Source organism: Flavobacterium coralii (assembly GCF_019891545.1).
In the GTDB taxonomy this organism is placed as follows: Bacteria; Bacteroidota; Bacteroidia; order Flavobacteriales; family Flavobacteriaceae; genus Flavobacterium; species Flavobacterium coralii.
In genome coordinates, this window is sequence record NZ_JAHDIU010000001.1 from 532,582 (window position 1) to 548,794 (window position 16,213).

At 39.7% G+C, this 16,213-nt stretch carries 17 protein-coding genes; 11 read left to right on the forward strand and 6 right to left on the reverse strand.

Annotated features, from left to right (window positions below):
• Positions 1-4: 4 nt before the first annotated feature.
• Positions 5-1,036: a formimidoylglutamase gene (locus tag KJK34_RS02520; protein ID WP_223052266.1), complete on the reverse strand. Its 1,032-nt coding sequence runs from the start codon at positions 1,034-1,036 to the stop codon at positions 5-7.
• Positions 1,037-1,138: 102 nt separating this feature from the next.
• Here KJK34_RS02520 and KJK34_RS02525 point away from each other — a divergent pair, with 102 nt between their 5' ends.
• The 3 genes from KJK34_RS02525 (at position 1,139) to KJK34_RS02535 (ending at position 3,917) form a co-directional block, all read left to right on the forward strand.
• Positions 1,139-2,014: a DUF8428 domain-containing protein gene (locus KJK34_RS02525; protein WP_223052267.1), complete on the forward strand. Its 876-nt coding sequence runs from the start codon at positions 1,139-1,141 to the stop codon at positions 2,012-2,014.
• Positions 2,015-2,239: 225 nt separating this feature from the next.
• Positions 2,240-3,472 carry a cation:proton antiporter gene (locus tag KJK34_RS02530; RefSeq protein WP_236937563.1) on the forward strand — a complete coding sequence of 411 codons (1,233 nt, stop codon included), beginning with the start codon at positions 2,240-2,242 and terminating at the stop codon, positions 3,470-3,472.
• Between the two features lie 82 nt (positions 3,473-3,554).
• Complete coding sequence (locus tag KJK34_RS02535) at positions 3,555-3,917, forward strand: iron chaperone (RefSeq protein ID WP_223052268.1); 363 nt, start codon at positions 3,555-3,557, stop codon at positions 3,915-3,917.
• Here KJK34_RS02535 and KJK34_RS02540 read toward each other — a convergent pair.
• The 5 genes from KJK34_RS02540 to KJK34_RS02560 form a co-directional block, all read right to left on the reverse strand.
• Positions 3,914-4,738, reverse strand: coding sequence for a sulfite exporter TauE/SafE family protein (locus KJK34_RS02540; protein ID WP_223052269.1), 825 nt, complete (start codon positions 4,736-4,738; stop codon positions 3,914-3,916). The genes KJK34_RS02535 and KJK34_RS02540 overlap by 4 nt on opposite strands.
• A 22-nt stretch (positions 4,739-4,760) precedes the next feature.
• Complete coding sequence (locus tag KJK34_RS02545) at positions 4,761-5,960, reverse strand: alanine dehydrogenase (protein ID WP_223052321.1); 1,200 nt, start codon at positions 5,958-5,960, stop codon at positions 4,761-4,763.
• A 50-nt stretch (positions 5,961-6,010) separates the two neighbouring features.
• Complete coding sequence (gene tsaE, locus KJK34_RS02550) at positions 6,011-6,418, reverse strand: tRNA (adenosine(37)-N6)-threonylcarbamoyltransferase complex ATPase subunit type 1 TsaE (RefSeq protein ID WP_223052270.1); 408 nt, start codon at positions 6,416-6,418, stop codon at positions 6,011-6,013.
• A gap of 13 nt (positions 6,419-6,431) precedes the next feature.
• The gene (gene porX, locus KJK34_RS02555) at positions 6,432-7,982 is read right to left on the reverse strand and encodes a T9SS response regulator signal transducer PorX (RefSeq protein WP_223052271.1); all 1,551 of its coding nucleotides are present in this window, start codon (positions 7,980-7,982) and stop codon (positions 6,432-6,434) included.
• A 172-nt stretch (positions 7,983-8,154) separates the two neighbouring features.
• Entirely contained in the window at positions 8,155-8,427 is a 273-nt protein-coding gene (locus KJK34_RS02560) for a hypothetical protein (RefSeq protein WP_223052272.1), read from the reverse strand.
• A gap of 188 nt (positions 8,428-8,615) precedes the next feature.
• On the opposite strand from KJK34_RS02560, the gene KJK34_RS02565 reads away from it, so the two are divergent.
• The 8 genes from KJK34_RS02565 (at position 8,616) to KJK34_RS02600 (ending at position 16,200) form a co-directional block, all read left to right on the forward strand.
• Entirely contained in the window at positions 8,616-9,860 is a 1,245-nt protein-coding gene (locus tag KJK34_RS02565) for an HD domain-containing protein (RefSeq protein WP_223052322.1), read from the forward strand.
• A 23-nt stretch (positions 9,861-9,883) separates the two neighbouring features.
• Positions 9,884-10,912, forward strand: a complete 1,029-nt coding sequence (gene lpxD, locus KJK34_RS02570) for a UDP-3-O-(3-hydroxymyristoyl)glucosamine N-acyltransferase (protein ID WP_223052273.1) — start codon at positions 9,884-9,886, stop codon at positions 10,910-10,912.
• 13 nt (positions 10,913-10,925) lie between these two features.
• Entirely contained in the window at positions 10,926-12,314 is a 1,389-nt protein-coding gene (locus KJK34_RS02575) for a bifunctional UDP-3-O-[3-hydroxymyristoyl] N-acetylglucosamine deacetylase/3-hydroxyacyl-ACP dehydratase (protein WP_223052274.1), read from the forward strand.
• Positions 12,315-12,325: 11 nt separating this feature from the next.
• Entirely contained in the window at positions 12,326-13,111 is a 786-nt protein-coding gene (gene lpxA, locus KJK34_RS02580) for an acyl-ACP--UDP-N-acetylglucosamine O-acyltransferase (RefSeq protein WP_223052275.1), read from the forward strand.
• Between the two features lie 27 nt (positions 13,112-13,138).
• On the forward strand, positions 13,139-13,705 hold the full coding sequence (gene efp, locus KJK34_RS02585) for an elongation factor P (protein ID WP_223052276.1): 567 nt from the start codon (positions 13,139-13,141) through the stop codon (positions 13,703-13,705).
• Between the two features lie 75 nt (positions 13,706-13,780).
• Positions 13,781-14,716, forward strand: a complete 936-nt coding sequence (locus tag KJK34_RS02590) for a UDP-3-O-(3-hydroxymyristoyl)glucosamine N-acyltransferase (protein ID WP_223052277.1) — start codon at positions 13,781-13,783, stop codon at positions 14,714-14,716.
• A 1-nt stretch (position 14,717) separates the two neighbouring features.
• A complete protein-coding gene (locus tag KJK34_RS02595; protein ID WP_223052278.1) occupies positions 14,718-15,080 on the forward strand; it encodes a nuclear transport factor 2 family protein in 363 nt (120 codons plus the stop codon).
• Between the two features lie 4 nt (positions 15,081-15,084).
• The gene (locus tag KJK34_RS02600) at positions 15,085-16,200 is read left to right on the forward strand and encodes a hypothetical protein (protein WP_223052279.1); all 1,116 of its coding nucleotides are present in this window, start codon (positions 15,085-15,087) and stop codon (positions 16,198-16,200) included.
• Positions 16,201-16,213: the final 13 nt, after the last annotated feature.

Here is a 16,213-nt window from a genome sequence, read left to right on the forward strand (position 1 = left end):
AGCATTACAGCTCTTTCGATTTAATAAAGTCGGTAACAAGGTAAGCTATAAGCTTGCCGGTAAGGTGGTTGTTCTTTTCATTATCCAGTTCAGGCGCTCCTTCGCAAATATGCAGATAGCATGCATTTTTGTTCCTGCCAAAGTAGTGCACGAACTGCCTTGCTTTCTCTATGCTGAAGCCTGTCGGTGTCATGGCGCTACTGGCAACATTAGGCAATGCATCAAGATCCAGCTCTATACCAAAAGGCTCATCTTCTATAAAGCCAAGTGCATGGCCCATTTCGTCAGAAAAGCTCTTTTCGCGGCGTACTGCAAGTTGTTCATACGTATTGTATTTAATGCGGTCTCCCTGCTTTTTAATAGTCTCCATCACACCTTTAGAGGTATAATTTTCGTGAAGCCCGAATATAAAATACTTTTTAAGGAAGCCTTCTTCAAAAGCATAAGAAAATCCGTTACCGCTATGGCGACCTTCAAGTATCCTGAAATCAGTATGCGCATCAAAATTGATGGCATTAACCGGCTTGCCCTTAGCAAGCGCAGTCCCTTTAATGTTTCCGTAGGCGTTATTATGCCCGCCACCCACAATTATCGGTATTTTGCCCGCGCCTATAATTGTGCAGATAATATGCGATACTTCTTTATCAATCTCGCTGATGAGTGCTGAAAGCTTTTTGCGCTCTTCGGGCAAATTCGTGTTTAAGCCTGCTGCGGCCTCCATAACGGCAGAAGTATCTAAATGTCCGAGTATTAAAAGGCTGCTGCCTTTGCAGAATTTATTGTGCTGAATGTTTACAATGCTTTTTAAAGCCTGTTCCCAAGCCGAAGCTGCACCCGGCCTGCCGTAGTTGGCACGCACGCCAATATCTTCGGGTATGCCGAAAAGCACAAAGCCCGCATCACATTCCTTTGTAAATTCCCAAATATCTTTATCTTTGGGAACTGTAAGAATGCGCTCACCAAATTTTATTTCGCCGCTTCGCTGCGAAGTATATTTAGAAAGTTGTGCGGCTGTAAGCTTAATTATGGTTTCCATAGGCTATAAATAGGATGTCAAAAATACTATTTTCAGCTAAAATTTCGTTAAAAACAGAAGCGTAATTGAAATATCTTTAATTTTGTTAAAATTATTTGAGTGATGGAAAAAGAAAGAAGCAATTCAAGTTTAAAAGCAATAATACTTATACTCGCTATCCTGCTTGTGGGCAGCCTGGCATTTATGTATAAGATGAGCACCGACAGCGAAAAAGCTGAAAAGCAGTATGTGAGCGAGAAAGACCAATTTCTTGCAGAGCTTAATGAAACAAAGGCTCAATATGATGCCGCAGTAGCCGAAAACACAGGCCTTAAAGGCGAACTGGAAGAAGAAAGGGCAAAAATTCAGCGCCTGATTGATGAAGTAGAGAAGTGGAAAGGCGATGCAAATTCGTTACGCAAGTATAAAGACGACTACTCAAGGCTTAAGCGTGAAATGGACAGGCTTATGGCTGAAAACAAACAGCTAAAGGCACAGAACCAGCAGCTTACCACAGAGCGTGACAGCACTATGGTTGTTCTGGATGAATCGCGCAGGTATAATGATACATTAGTATCGCAAAACGAGAACCTGAGCAAAACGGTTGAAAGGGCATCTAAGCTTACCATACTTGACCTAAAGGCCGACCCGTACAAAGAAAGGAATTCAGGTAAACTTGTAAGCACCGAAAGGGCAAGGCGTGTAGATGTACTTAAAATAAGCTTTACCATTGCAGCCAATGAGGTGGCCCAGGCCGGTAACAAAATGTATTATGTACAGGTTATAGACCCTAAAAATAATGTGCTTGGCGAAAAGCAGACAGAAGTATTTGGCGATTACACACTGACTTACAGCTTTATAACCAATGCCATTTATGAAAATAAAACCATGAAGGTTTCAGAAACCCTTTCAGGTAAAGATTTTGAAAAAGGCACATATCATGTAAACCTTTTTGATAAAGATAAACTGGTAGCTAACTCAACTTTTACTTTAAAATAAAAATTTAGTTTATCAGTTGAAAAGCACCGGATTGTATCCGGTGCTTTTTTTATGCAGTAATTTTATGAAGCTTAATCTATTTACCAACAATATTTATTTTTATTAAAATTATAGAAAACACTTTGATTAATGCATTCTTGTTACTTTTTTAGCAACAAATAGTATCGGTTTTTTCCTTTTTCAATATTTATCGGCTATATTAGTGTTTTATAAAAAACTTAATAGATGACCGCAGGTATTATACTGGTACTTTGTCTGCTTGTGCTTTTAGCATATATATTCGATTTAACTTCACCAAAAACCAAAATACCATCTGTATTGCTTTTGCTGGTGCTTGGCTTTCTTGTAAGGCAGCTAAGCAATTTTTTTGGTGTAACACTTATTGACTTACAGGAAGTACTGCCGATATTAGGCAGTATCGGATTGATACTTATAGTACTTGAAGGCGCGCTGGAGCTTGAACTGAGCCGTGATAAACTGCCGGTTGTAAAAAGAGCTGTATTAATTGGGTGTATTCCGCTTATAATATTTGCATTGCTGTTGGCTTATGTTTTTCAGTATATTACAGACTGGGATTATAAAACCTGCCTTACTAATGCCATACCACTTGCCATAATAAGCAGTTCTGTTGCCATTCCCAGCGTACGCAGTTTCAGGAAAGCCGACCGCGAGTTCGTGATTTATGAAAGCAGCATATCTGATATAATCGGAGTAATCTTCTTCAACTTTATAGTAATGCACGATACCATTGGCTTTATGGCTTTCGGTTCTTTTTTTGTGCAGCTTATCATTATCATCATAATTTCTTTTATTGCCACAGGCAGCCTTTCTTTTTTACTTAGCCGCCTGGATCATCATATAAAGTTTGTACCCATTATTTTCCTTGTAATACTCATTTATGAGATAAGTAAGGAGTTTCACCTGCCGTCGCTTGTGTTTATACTGGTATTCGGTTTATTCTTAAATAACCTTAACCTTATTGGTGAAGTAAAACTGATACAACAACTTAAGCCTAAAGTATTAAGGCGAGAGGTAAACAAATTCAGGGAAATTACCATAGAGGCAACCTTTCTGGTAAGGGCTTTATTCTTCCTTCTCTTTGGTTATCTTATACATACCAGCGAACTTTTAAACACAGATGTTTTACTGTTCTCGGCGGCAATAACCCTTAGCATTTATATTTTGAGGGCAATAGCCTTAAAACTTTCAGGCATAAAGCTTATACCACTTTTATTTATAGCACCAAGGGGCTTAATAACCATATTACTGTTTCTCTCTATAATCCCGGAACTAAGGCTTCCTTTCATTAACCGTAGTATGATTATACAAATTGTAATACTTACCTCTTTGGTTATGATGATGGGCACTATACTGAGTAAAAAAGAACCAACTGTAGAAACTACTGCTGAAGACGGACCCGATAAAGATAGTGAAGAGGAGCAGATAGATACCCTGTAGTTGTCCTGATAGCACCCTGTTTTTGTCAGCTTTACAGATGTAGCTTCACATAGCGTGTGCTTATCTTTATCTTAAAAATAATATGCAAAAGTTTGACAGTGTTGATGACTATATTGCTTCATTTCCAGATGATACAGCCCATCTATTGCAACAGGTAAGGCAGATAATAAGAGAATGTGCACCTGAAGCAGAAGAATTAATTAGCTATAATATGCCTGCTTATCGCTTTAATGGTGTGCTGGTTTACTTTGCAGGATATAAAAACCATATCGGATTTTACGCATTGCCTTCAGGAAACGCAGCAATTGAAGAGGAACTATCACGTTATAAGCAGGGCAGGGGTTCTGTACAGTTTCCTTTAAGCAAGCCAATACCGGTAGATTTAATTAAGAAAATTGTTGCCTGTCGTATAGAGGAAAACCTCTCAAAAAAGAAAAAATCCTAAAAGGCTTTTACCAGTATGCGAATGCCAACCAGTATCATGCATATTGCAAGCGATTGTATAATAACGTTGCTTTTAATTTTATGCGAAAGCAATGCCCCAAGCTGTGCGCCCGGCACCACACCGAGAGCAAGAAGTAAGATCATCTGTACTGTACCTTCGTTGTCATAAGTTCCGCTAATTGCGTGTACAATTACACTGACTGTAGCCATTACAGCAAGTATAAAATGTGAGGTTGCCGTTGCCACATGAACAGGAAACTTTAGCCAGTTTACCATTGCAGGCACGTGTATAATACCGCCGCCTATGCCCAGCAACGGAGAAATATAACCTACCACTATACTAACTAAGTTGCCATAAAGCGGATTATAGCTGTAGGTATAGGTCATACCTTTATTATCTGTAAGCGTGTGTTGCCTGTAGCCTTGTTTTTGTACAGGCTTTGCGGTAAGTATTGGGTTCCTGTTTTTATAAAAAAGGTATGCTGCCAGTACCAACAGTAAAACTCCGAAAATAGTATTAAATAGCTGCTGCGGTATGTATTTAACAGTTAATACACCAAGTATAGAACCCGGTATGGTATAAAGTGCAAAAGTAATGCCCGCACGGTAATCTATCCTGCCGGAACGCGCATAGGCAAAAGTTCCGGATATAGCATTTACAGATACTACCGCAATAGATATTGCCGTAACCAGTTCAGGGCTTAATTCAGGGTAAAAAATAAGTAAAAGGGGAACAAGTATAAAACCGCCGCCTGCCCCTATAAGTGTACCTACGGTACCTATAAAAAGGCCTGCTGCCACTATCAGTATATTGCTTTCCAAAAGAGTTTGTTTTGTGGCAAATTTAAAAAATTAATAGGTTAATATCGCGATAAGAAAGTGAAAACCATTCCGCAATAGACCTGTTTGTTAATAAGCCATGATAGAAATAAACCCCGTTTTTAAGTCCCCGGTTACAACGCACGGCACTTTCAAGTCCGCCATCATCAGCCATTTGCAGTAAGAACGGGCTAATGATATTGCTGATTGACATAGAGGCTGTTTTTGAATAGCGGGAAGGTATATTAGGGACACAGTAATGTACTACATTATTTTTAACAAATGTGGGCTTTTCATGTGTGGTTATTTCAGATGTTTCAAAGCACCCGCCTGTATCGATGCATACATCTACTATAACAGCGCCACGCTTCATATGCTCTACCATTGTTTCAGATACAATAATGGGCGTACGGTTTTTACCCCGCATGGCACCAATGGCTACATCGCAACGCATTAATGCTTTAAGCAATGTTTTTTCCTGAATAGTAGAGGTAAATATACGCTGATTTAATGCTGATTGCAGCCTGCGTAATTTGGTTATAGAGTTATCAAATACTTTTACATTTGCACCAAGCCCTAAAGCGGTCTTGGCGGCAAACTCAGCAACCGTACCCGCACCTATAATTACTACCTCTGTTGGCGGAACACCGGTAATATTTCCAAGCAGCAACCCTTTACCGATTTTCTGGTTTATCATTAATTCTGATGCAATGAGTACAGAGGCCGTACCTGCAATCTCACTTAACGATTTTACGGCAGGGTAGGAGCCGTCTTCATCTTTTATAAATTCAAAGGCAAGCGCTGTAATTTTTTTAGCTGCAAGCGCTTCAAAGTATTCTTTTTTTTGTGTTTTAAGCTGTATGGCCGAGATGAGTAGCGACTGGTGGTTCATCATCTCAATTTCTTTGATAGTGGGCGGCTCCACTTTAAGGATAATGGGACAGCCAAAAACTTTTTTTGTATCCTGAACCACTTCGGCACCCGCATCGCTATACTCTTTATCGCTATAGCTGGAGCTTTCGCCCGCACCTGCTTCAATCATTACACGGTGCCCATGTGCAGTAAGCGCACTCACAGCATCGGGCGTAAGGCATATCCTCCGTTCCTGGAAAGAAGTTTCTTTGGGCAGGCCGATAAAAAGATCGCCCCGCTGCCTTTCCACTTCAAGTTTCTCTTCCTGCGGGAGCAGTTGCTGTTTTGTAAATGGTGTTAACGACATTGTAATGATGTGAGATAATTGGTTCTAAATTACAAAAATATCAACGCATGTTAAAATTATTTCAGTATTAGGTGCCTTCTTCCGTCAGGTAAAATTTTTATGGTTACCGAAGAATGATCTAAGGGTATAAGGTTGGGTGTTTTTTCAGGCCATTCGATAAAACACATATGGCCGGAATAAAAGTACTCATCCATACCCATATCATAAGCTTCCTCCTCGGTATTCAGCCTGTAAAGGTCGAAATGATATACTGTTTTACCATCTTCGGTTTCATATTCGTTTACCAGTGAAAAGGTAGGACTCGATGTAATATCTTTAACCCCTAACTGCTTGGCAAGGGCTTTAATAAGTGTTGTTTTGCCTGCACCCATGCCTGCATGAAATAAAACAGTTTGTTTTAAGCCTGCTTCTAAAAGTTTTTTTGCGGCTAAATCTATCTCGTCCAGCGAAAAAGTAAATTCCATATCTCTGAACCGCTTATTTTGGGTTAAACACAAGGAATGGTATTATCATCTCTTCCAGAGAAATACCACCATGCTGATAGGTATTCCTGTAATAGCTTACGTAATGGTTAAAGTTATTTACATAAGCAAGGAAAAGGTCATTCTTCGCGAAAATAAAAGAGCTGCTCATGTTTATGGCTGGCAGTTGTATGCTTTTAGGATCTTTAACATGATATACATCCTTTTCTTCATAGGTAAGGCTGCGCCCGGTTTTATAGCGCAGGTTAAGGCTCGTGTTCCTGTCGCCAATAACCTTGCTTGGGTTCTTCACATTAATAGTACCATGGTCTGTAGTAATGATAAGCTTAAATCCAGCCAGTTGCGCCTGCTGTATAATTTCGAGCAGCGGCGAATTGCGGAACCAGCTTAATGTAAGTGAACGGTAAGCCTTGTCATTACTTGCCAGCTCTTTAACCACATCCATTTCGGTTTTGGCATGCGAAAGCATATCGACAAAGTTGTAAACAACTGTGGTAAGGTCATTGCTTTTTAGGCCTTTAAAGTTTTCTACCAGTTTCTTCCCATCTTTAAAATTGGTAATTTTGTAGTATTCCTGCTTAATTTTTAGCCCAAGCCTTTTAAGCTGTTCGGTTAAAAATTCAGCTTCATACATGTTCTTACCGCCATCATCAATATCGTTTTTCCAGTACTGCGGCAGTTTTTTCTCCATTTCTAAAGGTGTAAGCCCCGAAAAAATAGCATTACGCGCATATTGTGTGGCAGTAGGCAGTATAGAGTAGTATGCCGATTCTTTTTCCAGTTTATAGTAGTTATTAACTACCCCCTCAAAAGCTTTCCATTGGTCATAACGCAGGTTATCTATAACAACAAACAGTATAGGCTGTTTTTTCAGTATTTCTGGTACAACCAGTTCGCGGAACAGGTTATGCGACAGTACAGGCTTGTCGGCTTTCGGATCAAACCAGTTCTCATAATTCTTTTCTATAAACTTACCGAATTGAGAGTTAGCTTCCTGTTTTTGAGATTCCAGTATTTCAACCATGCTGTGGTCTTCAATGTTTTCGAGCTCCATTTCCCAAAAAACAAGGCGCTTGTACATATCTACCCAGTCTTCCCAGCTGTTTACCATAGCAAGGTCCATAGCAATTTTGCGGAATTCCTTTTGGTAATCAAGCGTTGTTTTTTCTGAAACAAGGCGTGAGTTATCAAGGTTCTTTTTCAGGCTGAGGAGTATCTGGTTAGGGTTTACCGGTTTTATAAGGTAATCGGCAATTTTAGAGCCTATGGCTTCTTCCATTATGTACTCTTCCTCACTTTTGGTAATCATGATTACAGGCACGGAAGATTTAATTTCCTTGATTTCTGATAAGGTATCAAGGCCGCTAAGCCCCGGCATATTCTCATCAAGGAAAACAATGTCAAAATTTTCTTCCCTGAAAAGGTCTATGGCGTCCTGCCCGTTATTTGCAGTAGTAACCTTATAGTTTTTTTTCTCAAGGAAAAGTATGTGGGGTTTCAGCATATCTATCTCGTCATCAACCCAGAGTATCTTTATCTCATTCATATTTTATGAGTGAATTTTCGTTCAATAAAATTAGCATGCAAGTTAAATGTATTTAACGATTTTTGTGCTAATTATTTTATAAAAAAGTAGGTTTGTTTAAAATAAAAAGGCCTGCAAAAATTACTTTTGCAGACCTCTCCTTCAATAACCTAAGTAACAAAAAATAACGTTATTATTGTTTTTCAGGCGTGCTTGAAGTTTTTCCTGTTGATGTAGTATTTTCTGATGACGAATTTTCTTTTTCTTTCCTTCGGGTTGTTTCTGCTTTAGAGTCTTGATTTTCAGTGTGTTTTTTTCGCTCATTTTGCGCCATACGCTCGTCCATTACAACCTGCCTGTGGGTTATGGCAGGCGGTTGCTTGCGTGTATTATCCTGCTCTTCCTGCGCAAGCGCGGGTAGTGTGGATGCAAAGAATGCAAACGCTATGTAAAAAAGCAGCTTCATTTTTTTATGGTTTTACACTATAAAATTAATTAATGCAGTACTAATAGTAAAACATTTTATCGACATTAACCCCGGTTTAATGCTACTTAATAAATAGCGTTAACAGCCTTACAGCCTGCGTTAAAATAATTGCTCCAATGTTTATAAGAACTATGTTTACTATATTTGTTAAAAATTCGCCTTACATAGTGAGCAACATCAATAAGCTTAAAATACTTAATGACCCTATTTACGGGTTTATCTCTATAACCAATACGCTGATTTACGACCTGATACAGCACCCTTATTTTCAGCGTTTAAGGCGCATATCGCAAATGGGGATGTCTTACCTTGTTTACCCGGGCGCGCACCACACCCGCTTTCACCATGCTTTGGGCTGCATGCACGTAATGCAGAAGGCTGTACAGGTACTTAAATTTAAAGGTGTAGAAATTTCTGAAGAGGAAGAAAGAGCGCTCTGCATTGCAATACTGCTGCACGATATAGGTCACGGGCCTTTTTCGCATGCCATGGAGCACAGTATTGTTGAGGATGTTAGCCATGAAAAAATTTCTCTGCTTTTTATGGACAGGCTGAACGAAGAATTTGGCGGGCAATTATCTCTTGCAATAAAAGTTTTTAAAGGAGAATACCACAGGAAGTTCATGTTGCAGTTAATTTCCAGCCAGCTTGATATGGACAGGATGGATTACCTGAAACGTGACAGCTTTTACAGTGGTGTTGCCGAAGGTAATATAAACTCCGAGAGACTGATACAAATGATGAATGTTAATAATGATGTATTGGTAATAGAGGAGAAGGGCATATATTCTGTAGAAAAGTTTTTAGTGGCAAGAAGGCTTATGTACTGGCAGGCCTACCTGCACAAAACAAGCGTTGCCGCCGAGCTTATACTCACAAGAATTTTAAAGCGTGCCAAAGAGCTTACACAAAGTGGAATTACATTGCCCTGCAGTAACCCATTGCAATATTTTTTGAGAAACCGCATAAGCCTTGAAGATTTTAACAATGATGTATTAGGCACTTTTGCAAGGCTGGATGATTTTGATATAATAAGCGCAATTAAAGAGTGGCAGTTTAATGATGATTTTGTACTTGCCGAACTGAGCAGAATGATTATTAACCGTGACCTTTTAAAAATAAGGCTGCATGCAGAAAAACCGGATAAGGTAGTGCTTGCACAGATGAAAGCAGAGGTAAGTAAACTGTTCGGCATATCCGAAAAAGAAGCCGACTATTTTGTTTTTAAAGGAAAAATAAAAAACCAGGCTTATAATAAGTCAGGCGAGCCTATACATATATTACGAAAAGACGGCGTGGTGGAAGATGTTGCCGATGCATCTGACCAATTGAACTTAAAGGCTTTAAGCAAGCCTGTAACCAAATATTATATGTGTTTTCCAAAACAGCTTTTGGAAAAAGCACTGATTTAATATAATTTTATATTTTTGTCGGGATGAAATTTACAGCAGAACAAATAGCGGGCATTCTGGAAGGCGAAGTTGTGGGCAATCCGCACGCCGAAGTATATAAGCTTGCAAAAATAGAGGAGGGCAGCGAGGGTTCGCTTACCTTTCTTTCCAATCCTAAATACCAGCAGTACATATATTCCACTCAGGCATCAATAGCCATTGTTAACCGTTCTTTTGAACCTGAAACTGAAATAAGCACTACACTTATTAAGGTTGACGACGCCTATAAATCATTTACCAAGCTGCTTGAATACTACAATCAGGTTAAGCTTATGAAAAGCGGTATAGAGCAGCCATCGTTTATATCTGATAACGTAACATATGGCGAAAACTTATACCTTGGTGCATTTTGTTACATAGGCAAAAATGTAAAAATCGGTAACAATGTAAAGATTTACCCTAACAGTTTTGTAGGTGATAATGTTACTATTGGAGACGGCTCTATACTTTTTGCAGGTGTAAGGATTTATTCTGAAACTGAAATAGGTAAAAACTGTACGATACATTCAGGCTCTATTGTAGGGTCTGACGGATTTGGCTTTACGCCAAATGAAGAAGGTGTTTACAGCAAAGTACCGCAAATAGGAAACGTGATTTTAGAGGACAATGTAGATGTTGGTGCCTGCACAACTATAGACAGGGCAACGCTTGGTTCTACAATCATAAAAAAAGGCGTAAAGCTTGATAACCAGATACAAATAGCCCATAATGTTTATATTGGTGAAAATACAGTAATAGCATCGCAAACCGGTATAGCAGGTTCAACCAAAATTGGTAAGAATTGTATTATTGGCGGGCAGGTTGGTATTGTGGGGCATATCACCATAGGTAATAATGTACGCATACAGGCACAATCAGGTGTTGGTAGGAGCATACCGGACGGAGAAGCCATACAGGGAAGCCCCGCACTTGGTTATTCCGACTTTAATAAATCTTACGTACATTTTAAAAATCTTCCTAAAATAGTAGCTGATATAGAGGATATTAAGCAACGAAACAAACAACAAAACTAAACTTAGAACTATAATGGTTAAGCAAACCACAATAAAAAGCGAAATTTCTTTAAAAGGGGTTGGGCTGCATACCGGTAAAGAAGTTACCATGACTTTTAAGCCTGCACCTGTTAACAACGGCTTTACGTTTGTAAGGGTAGACCTTGAGGGGCAGCCTATAGTAGAGGCTGATGCTAACTATGTTGTAAATACACAACGTGGCACTAACCTTGAAAAAAAAGGTGTTAAGATACAAACATCAGAACACGTGCTTGCCGCTTTTGTTGGCTGCGATGTTGATAACGTAATTATAGAGCTTGATGCTTCTGAACCGCCGATTATGGATGGTTCGTCTAAGTTTTTTGTGGAAGCTATAGAAAAAGTTGGTATCGAAGAGCAGGATGCCGAGCGTAAAGTATATACTGTTAAAGAAGTGATATCTTATACAGACGAAACAACAGGCAGCGAAATTATAGTTATGCCTGCAGATGACTACCAGGTTACCGCTATGGTAGATTTCGGCACAAAAGTACTTGGCACACAAAATGCCACACTAAAAAATATTAAAGAGTTTAAAACTGAAATAGCAGATTCAAGAACGTTCAGTTTTCTTCACGAGCTTGAAGCACTGTTGGATAATGGCTTAATTAAGGGCGGAGACCTTAACAACGCTATAGTTTATGTAGATAAGGAAATTTCTCCTGAAACAATGGAGAACCTTAAAAAAGCCTTTGGTAAAGAAGACCTAACAGTAAAACCAAACGGTATACTTGATAACCTTACGCTGCATTACCCTAACGAGGCTGCCCGCCACAAACTGCTTGATGTAATAGGCGACCTTGCTTTAGTGGGCATCAGGATTAAAGGTAAGGTTATAGCCAACAAGCCTGGGCATTTTGTTAATACACAGTTTGCTAAAAAACTGTCTAAAATTATAAAAATAGAGCAGCGCAACCAGGTTCCGGTATATGACCTTAACCAGGAACCGTTAATGGATGTGAACAAGATTATGAGCATGCTGCCTCACAGGCCGCCGTTCCTTTTAGTAGATAAAATACTTGAAATGAGCGACAGCCACGTGGTAGGGCTTAAGAATGTAACCATGAACGAGAGCTTTTTTGTGGGGCATTTCCCCGGGGCTCCCGTTATGCCGGGCGTGCTTATAGTAGAGGCTATGGCGCAAACAGGAGGTATCCTTATACTTAGCTCTGTGCCGGATCCTGAAAATTATCTTACTTATTTCATGAAAATTGACAATGTAAGGTTTAAGCAAAAAGTGCTGCCTGGAGATACACTTGTATTTAAGTGCGACCTCATATCTCCTATACGCAGGGGTATATGCCACATGCAGGCAAATGCTTATGCCAACGGCAAACTTGTTGCCGAAGCCGAATTAATGGCACAGATTGTCAAAAACAGCTAAAACAGAATTGTATGAATCAACCGTTAGCATACGTTCATCCGGGGGCAAAAATTGCCAAAAACGTGGTGATAGAACCATTTACAACCATCCACAACAATGTGGAGATTGGCGAGGGTACCTGGATAGGATCAAATGTTACCATAATGGAAGGCGCCAGGATTGGCAAGAACTGTAATATATTTCCGGGTGCGGTAATCTCTGCCGTACCGCAGGACCTAAAATTCGGAGGTGAAGATTCACTTGCAATAATAGGTGATAACTGTACAGTGCGTGAGTGTGTTACCATAAACAGGGGTACAGTTGCCTCGGGTGTAACAAAGCTGGGTAATAACTGCCTTATTATGGCAACAGCCCACATAGCGCACGACTGCCATATTGGTGATAATGCTATTATAGTAAACGGCGTTGCACTTGCAGGGCACGTAACTGTGGGTAATTATGCCATTATCGGCGGACTTGCGGCAGTACACCAGTTTATAAGCATAGGAGACCATGCTATGATTTCAGGCGGGTCTTTAGTGCGTAAAGATGTACCTCCTTTTACAAAAGCCGCCAAAGAGCCGCTTTCATACGTAGGTATAAACTCTATAGGGTTAAGGCGCAGGGGCTTTACACCCGAAAAAATAAGGGAGATACAGGATATCTACAGGATATTATACCAAAAGAACTATAACACCACACAGGCATTAAGCCTTATTGAGGCTGAAATGGAGGCTACGCCTGAGCGTGATGAAATAATACTTTTTATCAGGAACTCATCGCGTGGTATTATGAAAGGTTATACAGGCATTTACTAGATTATAAACAAGACAATATAAAACATAATGGCAAGTACATCAGATATCAGGAACGGGTTATGCATTAAGTATAACAACGATATTTACAAGATTATTGAATTCCTTCACGTTAAGCCGGGTAAAGGCCCTGCGTTTGTAAGGACAAAACTGAAAAGCCTTACAACCGGTAAAGTGCTTGATAACACTTTTTCTGCCGGTCATAAAATTGAAGATGTAAGGGTAGAAACACACAAATTCCAGTTTTTATACCCTGAAGGCGACCAGTATCATTTTATGCACGCTGAAACGTATGAGCAGATATCGCTTAACAAGAACATTCTTGATGCCCCGGATCTTTTAAAAGAAGGAGAAAACGTAATGGTAATCATCAATACCGAGACTGATGCGCCGCTTTCTGTAGATATGCCTGCATCTGTTGTGCTGGAAATTACCTATGCAGAGCCTGGTGTTAAAGGAAACACGGCTACCAACGCTACAAAGCCTGCAACTGTAGAAACGGGTGCTCAGGTTAACGTTCCGCTTTTTATAAACGAAGGCGATAAAATTAAAATTGATACTTCTACTTACGCTTACATTGAAAGGGTAAAAGAATAATTTAAAGAATTTTTATATAAATCTGCCGCATAAACGGCAGATTTCTTATTTTTAGTACGGTTAAAAGTTTTCCTGATGAAGTTTCCTAAAGTTTACCCTCTAAAAGAAATAGCTGCTATTATTAGTAGTGACTATGTAGGTGCAGATGATTTCCCTGTGCACGGCATGAACGAAATCCATGTGGTTGAACCCGGCGATATTGTTTTTGTTGACCACCCCAAGTATTATGATAAAGCGTTGCAATCGGCAGCTACGATAGTACTTATAAACAAGGAAGTAGAATGCCCGCAGGGTAAAGCACTACTAATTTCAGATGATCCCTTCAGGGACTTTAATAAACTCACACGCCACTTTATGCCATTTCAGGCAGCAGGCGCTTCAGTAGCTGCTTCAGCTAAAATTGGCGAGGGAACTGTAATACAGCCTAATTCATTTATAGGTAATAATGTAACCATCGGTAAAAACTGCCTTATACATTCTAATGTGTCGGTATATGACAACACCGTAATAGGCGATAATGTAATTATACACGCCGGCACAGTGCTTGGTGCTGATGCTTTTTATTATAAAAAACGCCCTGAAGGATTCGACCAGCTTCTTTCAGGTGGCAGGGTTGTTGTGAAGGATAATGTTGGTATAGGTGCGCTTTGCACAATTGACAAAGGCGTTACCGGAGATACAACCATTGGCGAGGGCACAAAAATTGATAACCAGGTACATGTAGGGCATGATACTGTAATAGGCAAAAAATGCCTTATTGCAGCACAAACGGGTATTGCAGGGTGTGTTATCATAGAAGATGAAGTAACAATGTGGGGCCAGGTAGGCAGTACAAGCGGCATTACAATTGGCGCTAAAGCAGTAATACAGGCACAATCGGGTATAAGCAGGTCATTGGAAGGCGGTAAAGTTTATTTCGGTTCTCCGGCAGAAGAATCACGCCAGATGATGAGGCAGCTTATGAATGTGAAAAGGATACCCGAAATTTTTGAAAAACTAAAAGACAAGTAGTATGGATGCGAAAGAACTGGTAACGGCATATTACAATTCTGATGCTTTTGGCAATCCTGATGTTATGGACAGGTTTATCCATAAAGATATGAAGATGGAGTGGCGCAGCTCTAAAGGCTTTTTGCAGGTGGATAAAGAAGACCTGCTTGAACTTGTAGCGGGGCTTAAAAGGGCATATTCATCATACCGACTTGATATCGGGCATATTATTGCCGATGGCAGCCGTGCCTGCGTGCGTTACACGCATTATGTTCATGCTATAGAAAATCCTTCAGAAGAAGTTGTGCTCGGTCATTTTATTGCAATATGGGAGATAAAGGATAAAAAACTTTACAAAGGTTACCTGATGAGCCAGGTGGGCTAATGCAATGCCGGGGCAAGCTCAAATAATACGTACCGTTACTTTTTTCTGGCTTATAGCCAAGCTGATTAGCTACAAGGTTTGGTTGGCTGACAGGCTTTATCCTGTAGTACCGGTTTTTGATTTCAGCGCAAACCTGCCCGGCTATTTTCATACCATGCTCTTTTGCAGTTCGATACTGCTGCTAATTTACCTGCTTGTTCTCCCTAAGAATAATGGGGCAATTCTATTGCTTATTTTTACAGAATTACTATCATGCCTTCTTGATGTAACCCGCTGGCAACCCTGGGAATATCTTTACTGGTTCCTTTTTGCTATTATTGCCGCTTATGGTAAAAATAAAGAAAGGCTGTATATTGCACTTACACTTGTTTTTGCTTCAACCTATATATTCAGCGGACTTCATAAATTAAATGGCGGATTTCTATATTCAGTTTGGAAAGTTACCATACTACACGAACTCTTTGGTATTCCGCATGAGGCAGGAAAAAATCTTTTAGTGCATTATTCGGGTTTGTTGCTGCCAATATTTGAAACAGCAGCAGGCATCGGGCTTTTATTTTTTAAGAATAAGAGGCTGCCGGTATATGTGCTCATTGCAATGCACTTATTTATACTGGTATTAGTAGGGCCACTGGGTACTAATTATAATGTAATCATCTGGCCGTGGAATGTTGCCATGATTTTTCTTTTATATCTCATATTTATTAAAAACAACTATGGCTATTTTAACGCTAAAACTGTTTTAAGCGGCAGGTATGCTGTAATTATTTTATTTTGGATAGTACTGCCCGTTGCAAGTTTTGGAGGCTGTTGGAGCCGTTATTTTTCGTCGAGTTTGTATTCAGGAAACACTTTAAACATGGATATCTGCTTTGGTGAAAGTGAGGTGCCAGAAGAAATTGACGATTTTAGAGCAAAAAAAGATAAACATAAAATCTGTGATGGCAATGCACGGCTTTCTGTGTTGCACTGGGGGCTGCAAGAGCTTAAAGTTCCGCCTTATCCTGAAACCTGGTACTACAATCGTTTTAAGCAGGAGTATGAAAAAAAATATAGTACAGGAGATGCTGCCTTTATTATGTATGCATATCCTTACAGGCAAAAGCAGCTTGCAGAATAATTTTTTTGCAAAT

What these genes read in the sequence shown, in the direction of transcription:
- KJK34_RS02590 (WP_223052277.1), top strand. Translation starts at nt 13,781, where the DNA reads ATGAAGTTTCCTAAAGTTTACCCTCTAAAAGAAATAGCTGCTATTATT.
- KJK34_RS02560 (WP_223052272.1), bottom strand. Translation starts at nt 8,427, where the DNA reads ATGAAGCTGCTTTTTTACATAGCGTTTGCATTCTTTGCATCCACACTA.
- porX (WP_223052271.1), bottom strand. Translation starts at nt 7,982, where the DNA reads ATGAATGAGATAAAGATACTCTGGGTTGATGACGAGATAGATATGCTG.
- efp (WP_223052276.1), top strand. Translation starts at nt 13,139, where the DNA reads ATGGCAAGTACATCAGATATCAGGAACGGGTTATGCATTAAGTATAAC.
- lpxD (WP_223052273.1), top strand. Translation starts at nt 9,884, where the DNA reads ATGAAATTTACAGCAGAACAAATAGCGGGCATTCTGGAAGGCGAAGTT.
- KJK34_RS02535 (WP_223052268.1), top strand. Translation starts at nt 3,555, where the DNA reads ATGCAAAAGTTTGACAGTGTTGATGACTATATTGCTTCATTTCCAGAT.
- KJK34_RS02600 (WP_223052279.1), top strand. Translation starts at nt 15,085, where the DNA reads ATGCCGGGGCAAGCTCAAATAATACGTACCGTTACTTTTTTCTGGCTT.
- KJK34_RS02595 (WP_223052278.1), top strand. Translation starts at nt 14,718, where the DNA reads ATGGATGCGAAAGAACTGGTAACGGCATATTACAATTCTGATGCTTTT.
- KJK34_RS02530 (WP_236937563.1), top strand. Translation starts at nt 2,240, where the DNA reads ATGACCGCAGGTATTATACTGGTACTTTGTCTGCTTGTGCTTTTAGCA.
- tsaE (WP_223052270.1), bottom strand. Translation starts at nt 6,418, where the DNA reads ATGGAATTTACTTTTTCGCTGGACGAGATAGATTTAGCCGCAAAAAAA.
- lpxA (WP_223052275.1), top strand. Translation starts at nt 12,326, where the DNA reads ATGAATCAACCGTTAGCATACGTTCATCCGGGGGCAAAAATTGCCAAA.
- KJK34_RS02520 (WP_223052266.1), bottom strand. Translation starts at nt 1,036, where the DNA reads ATGGAAACCATAATTAAGCTTACAGCCGCACAACTTTCTAAATATACT.
- KJK34_RS02525 (WP_223052267.1), top strand. Translation starts at nt 1,139, where the DNA reads ATGGAAAAAGAAAGAAGCAATTCAAGTTTAAAAGCAATAATACTTATA.
- KJK34_RS02575 (WP_223052274.1), top strand. Translation starts at nt 10,926, where the DNA reads ATGGTTAAGCAAACCACAATAAAAAGCGAAATTTCTTTAAAAGGGGTT.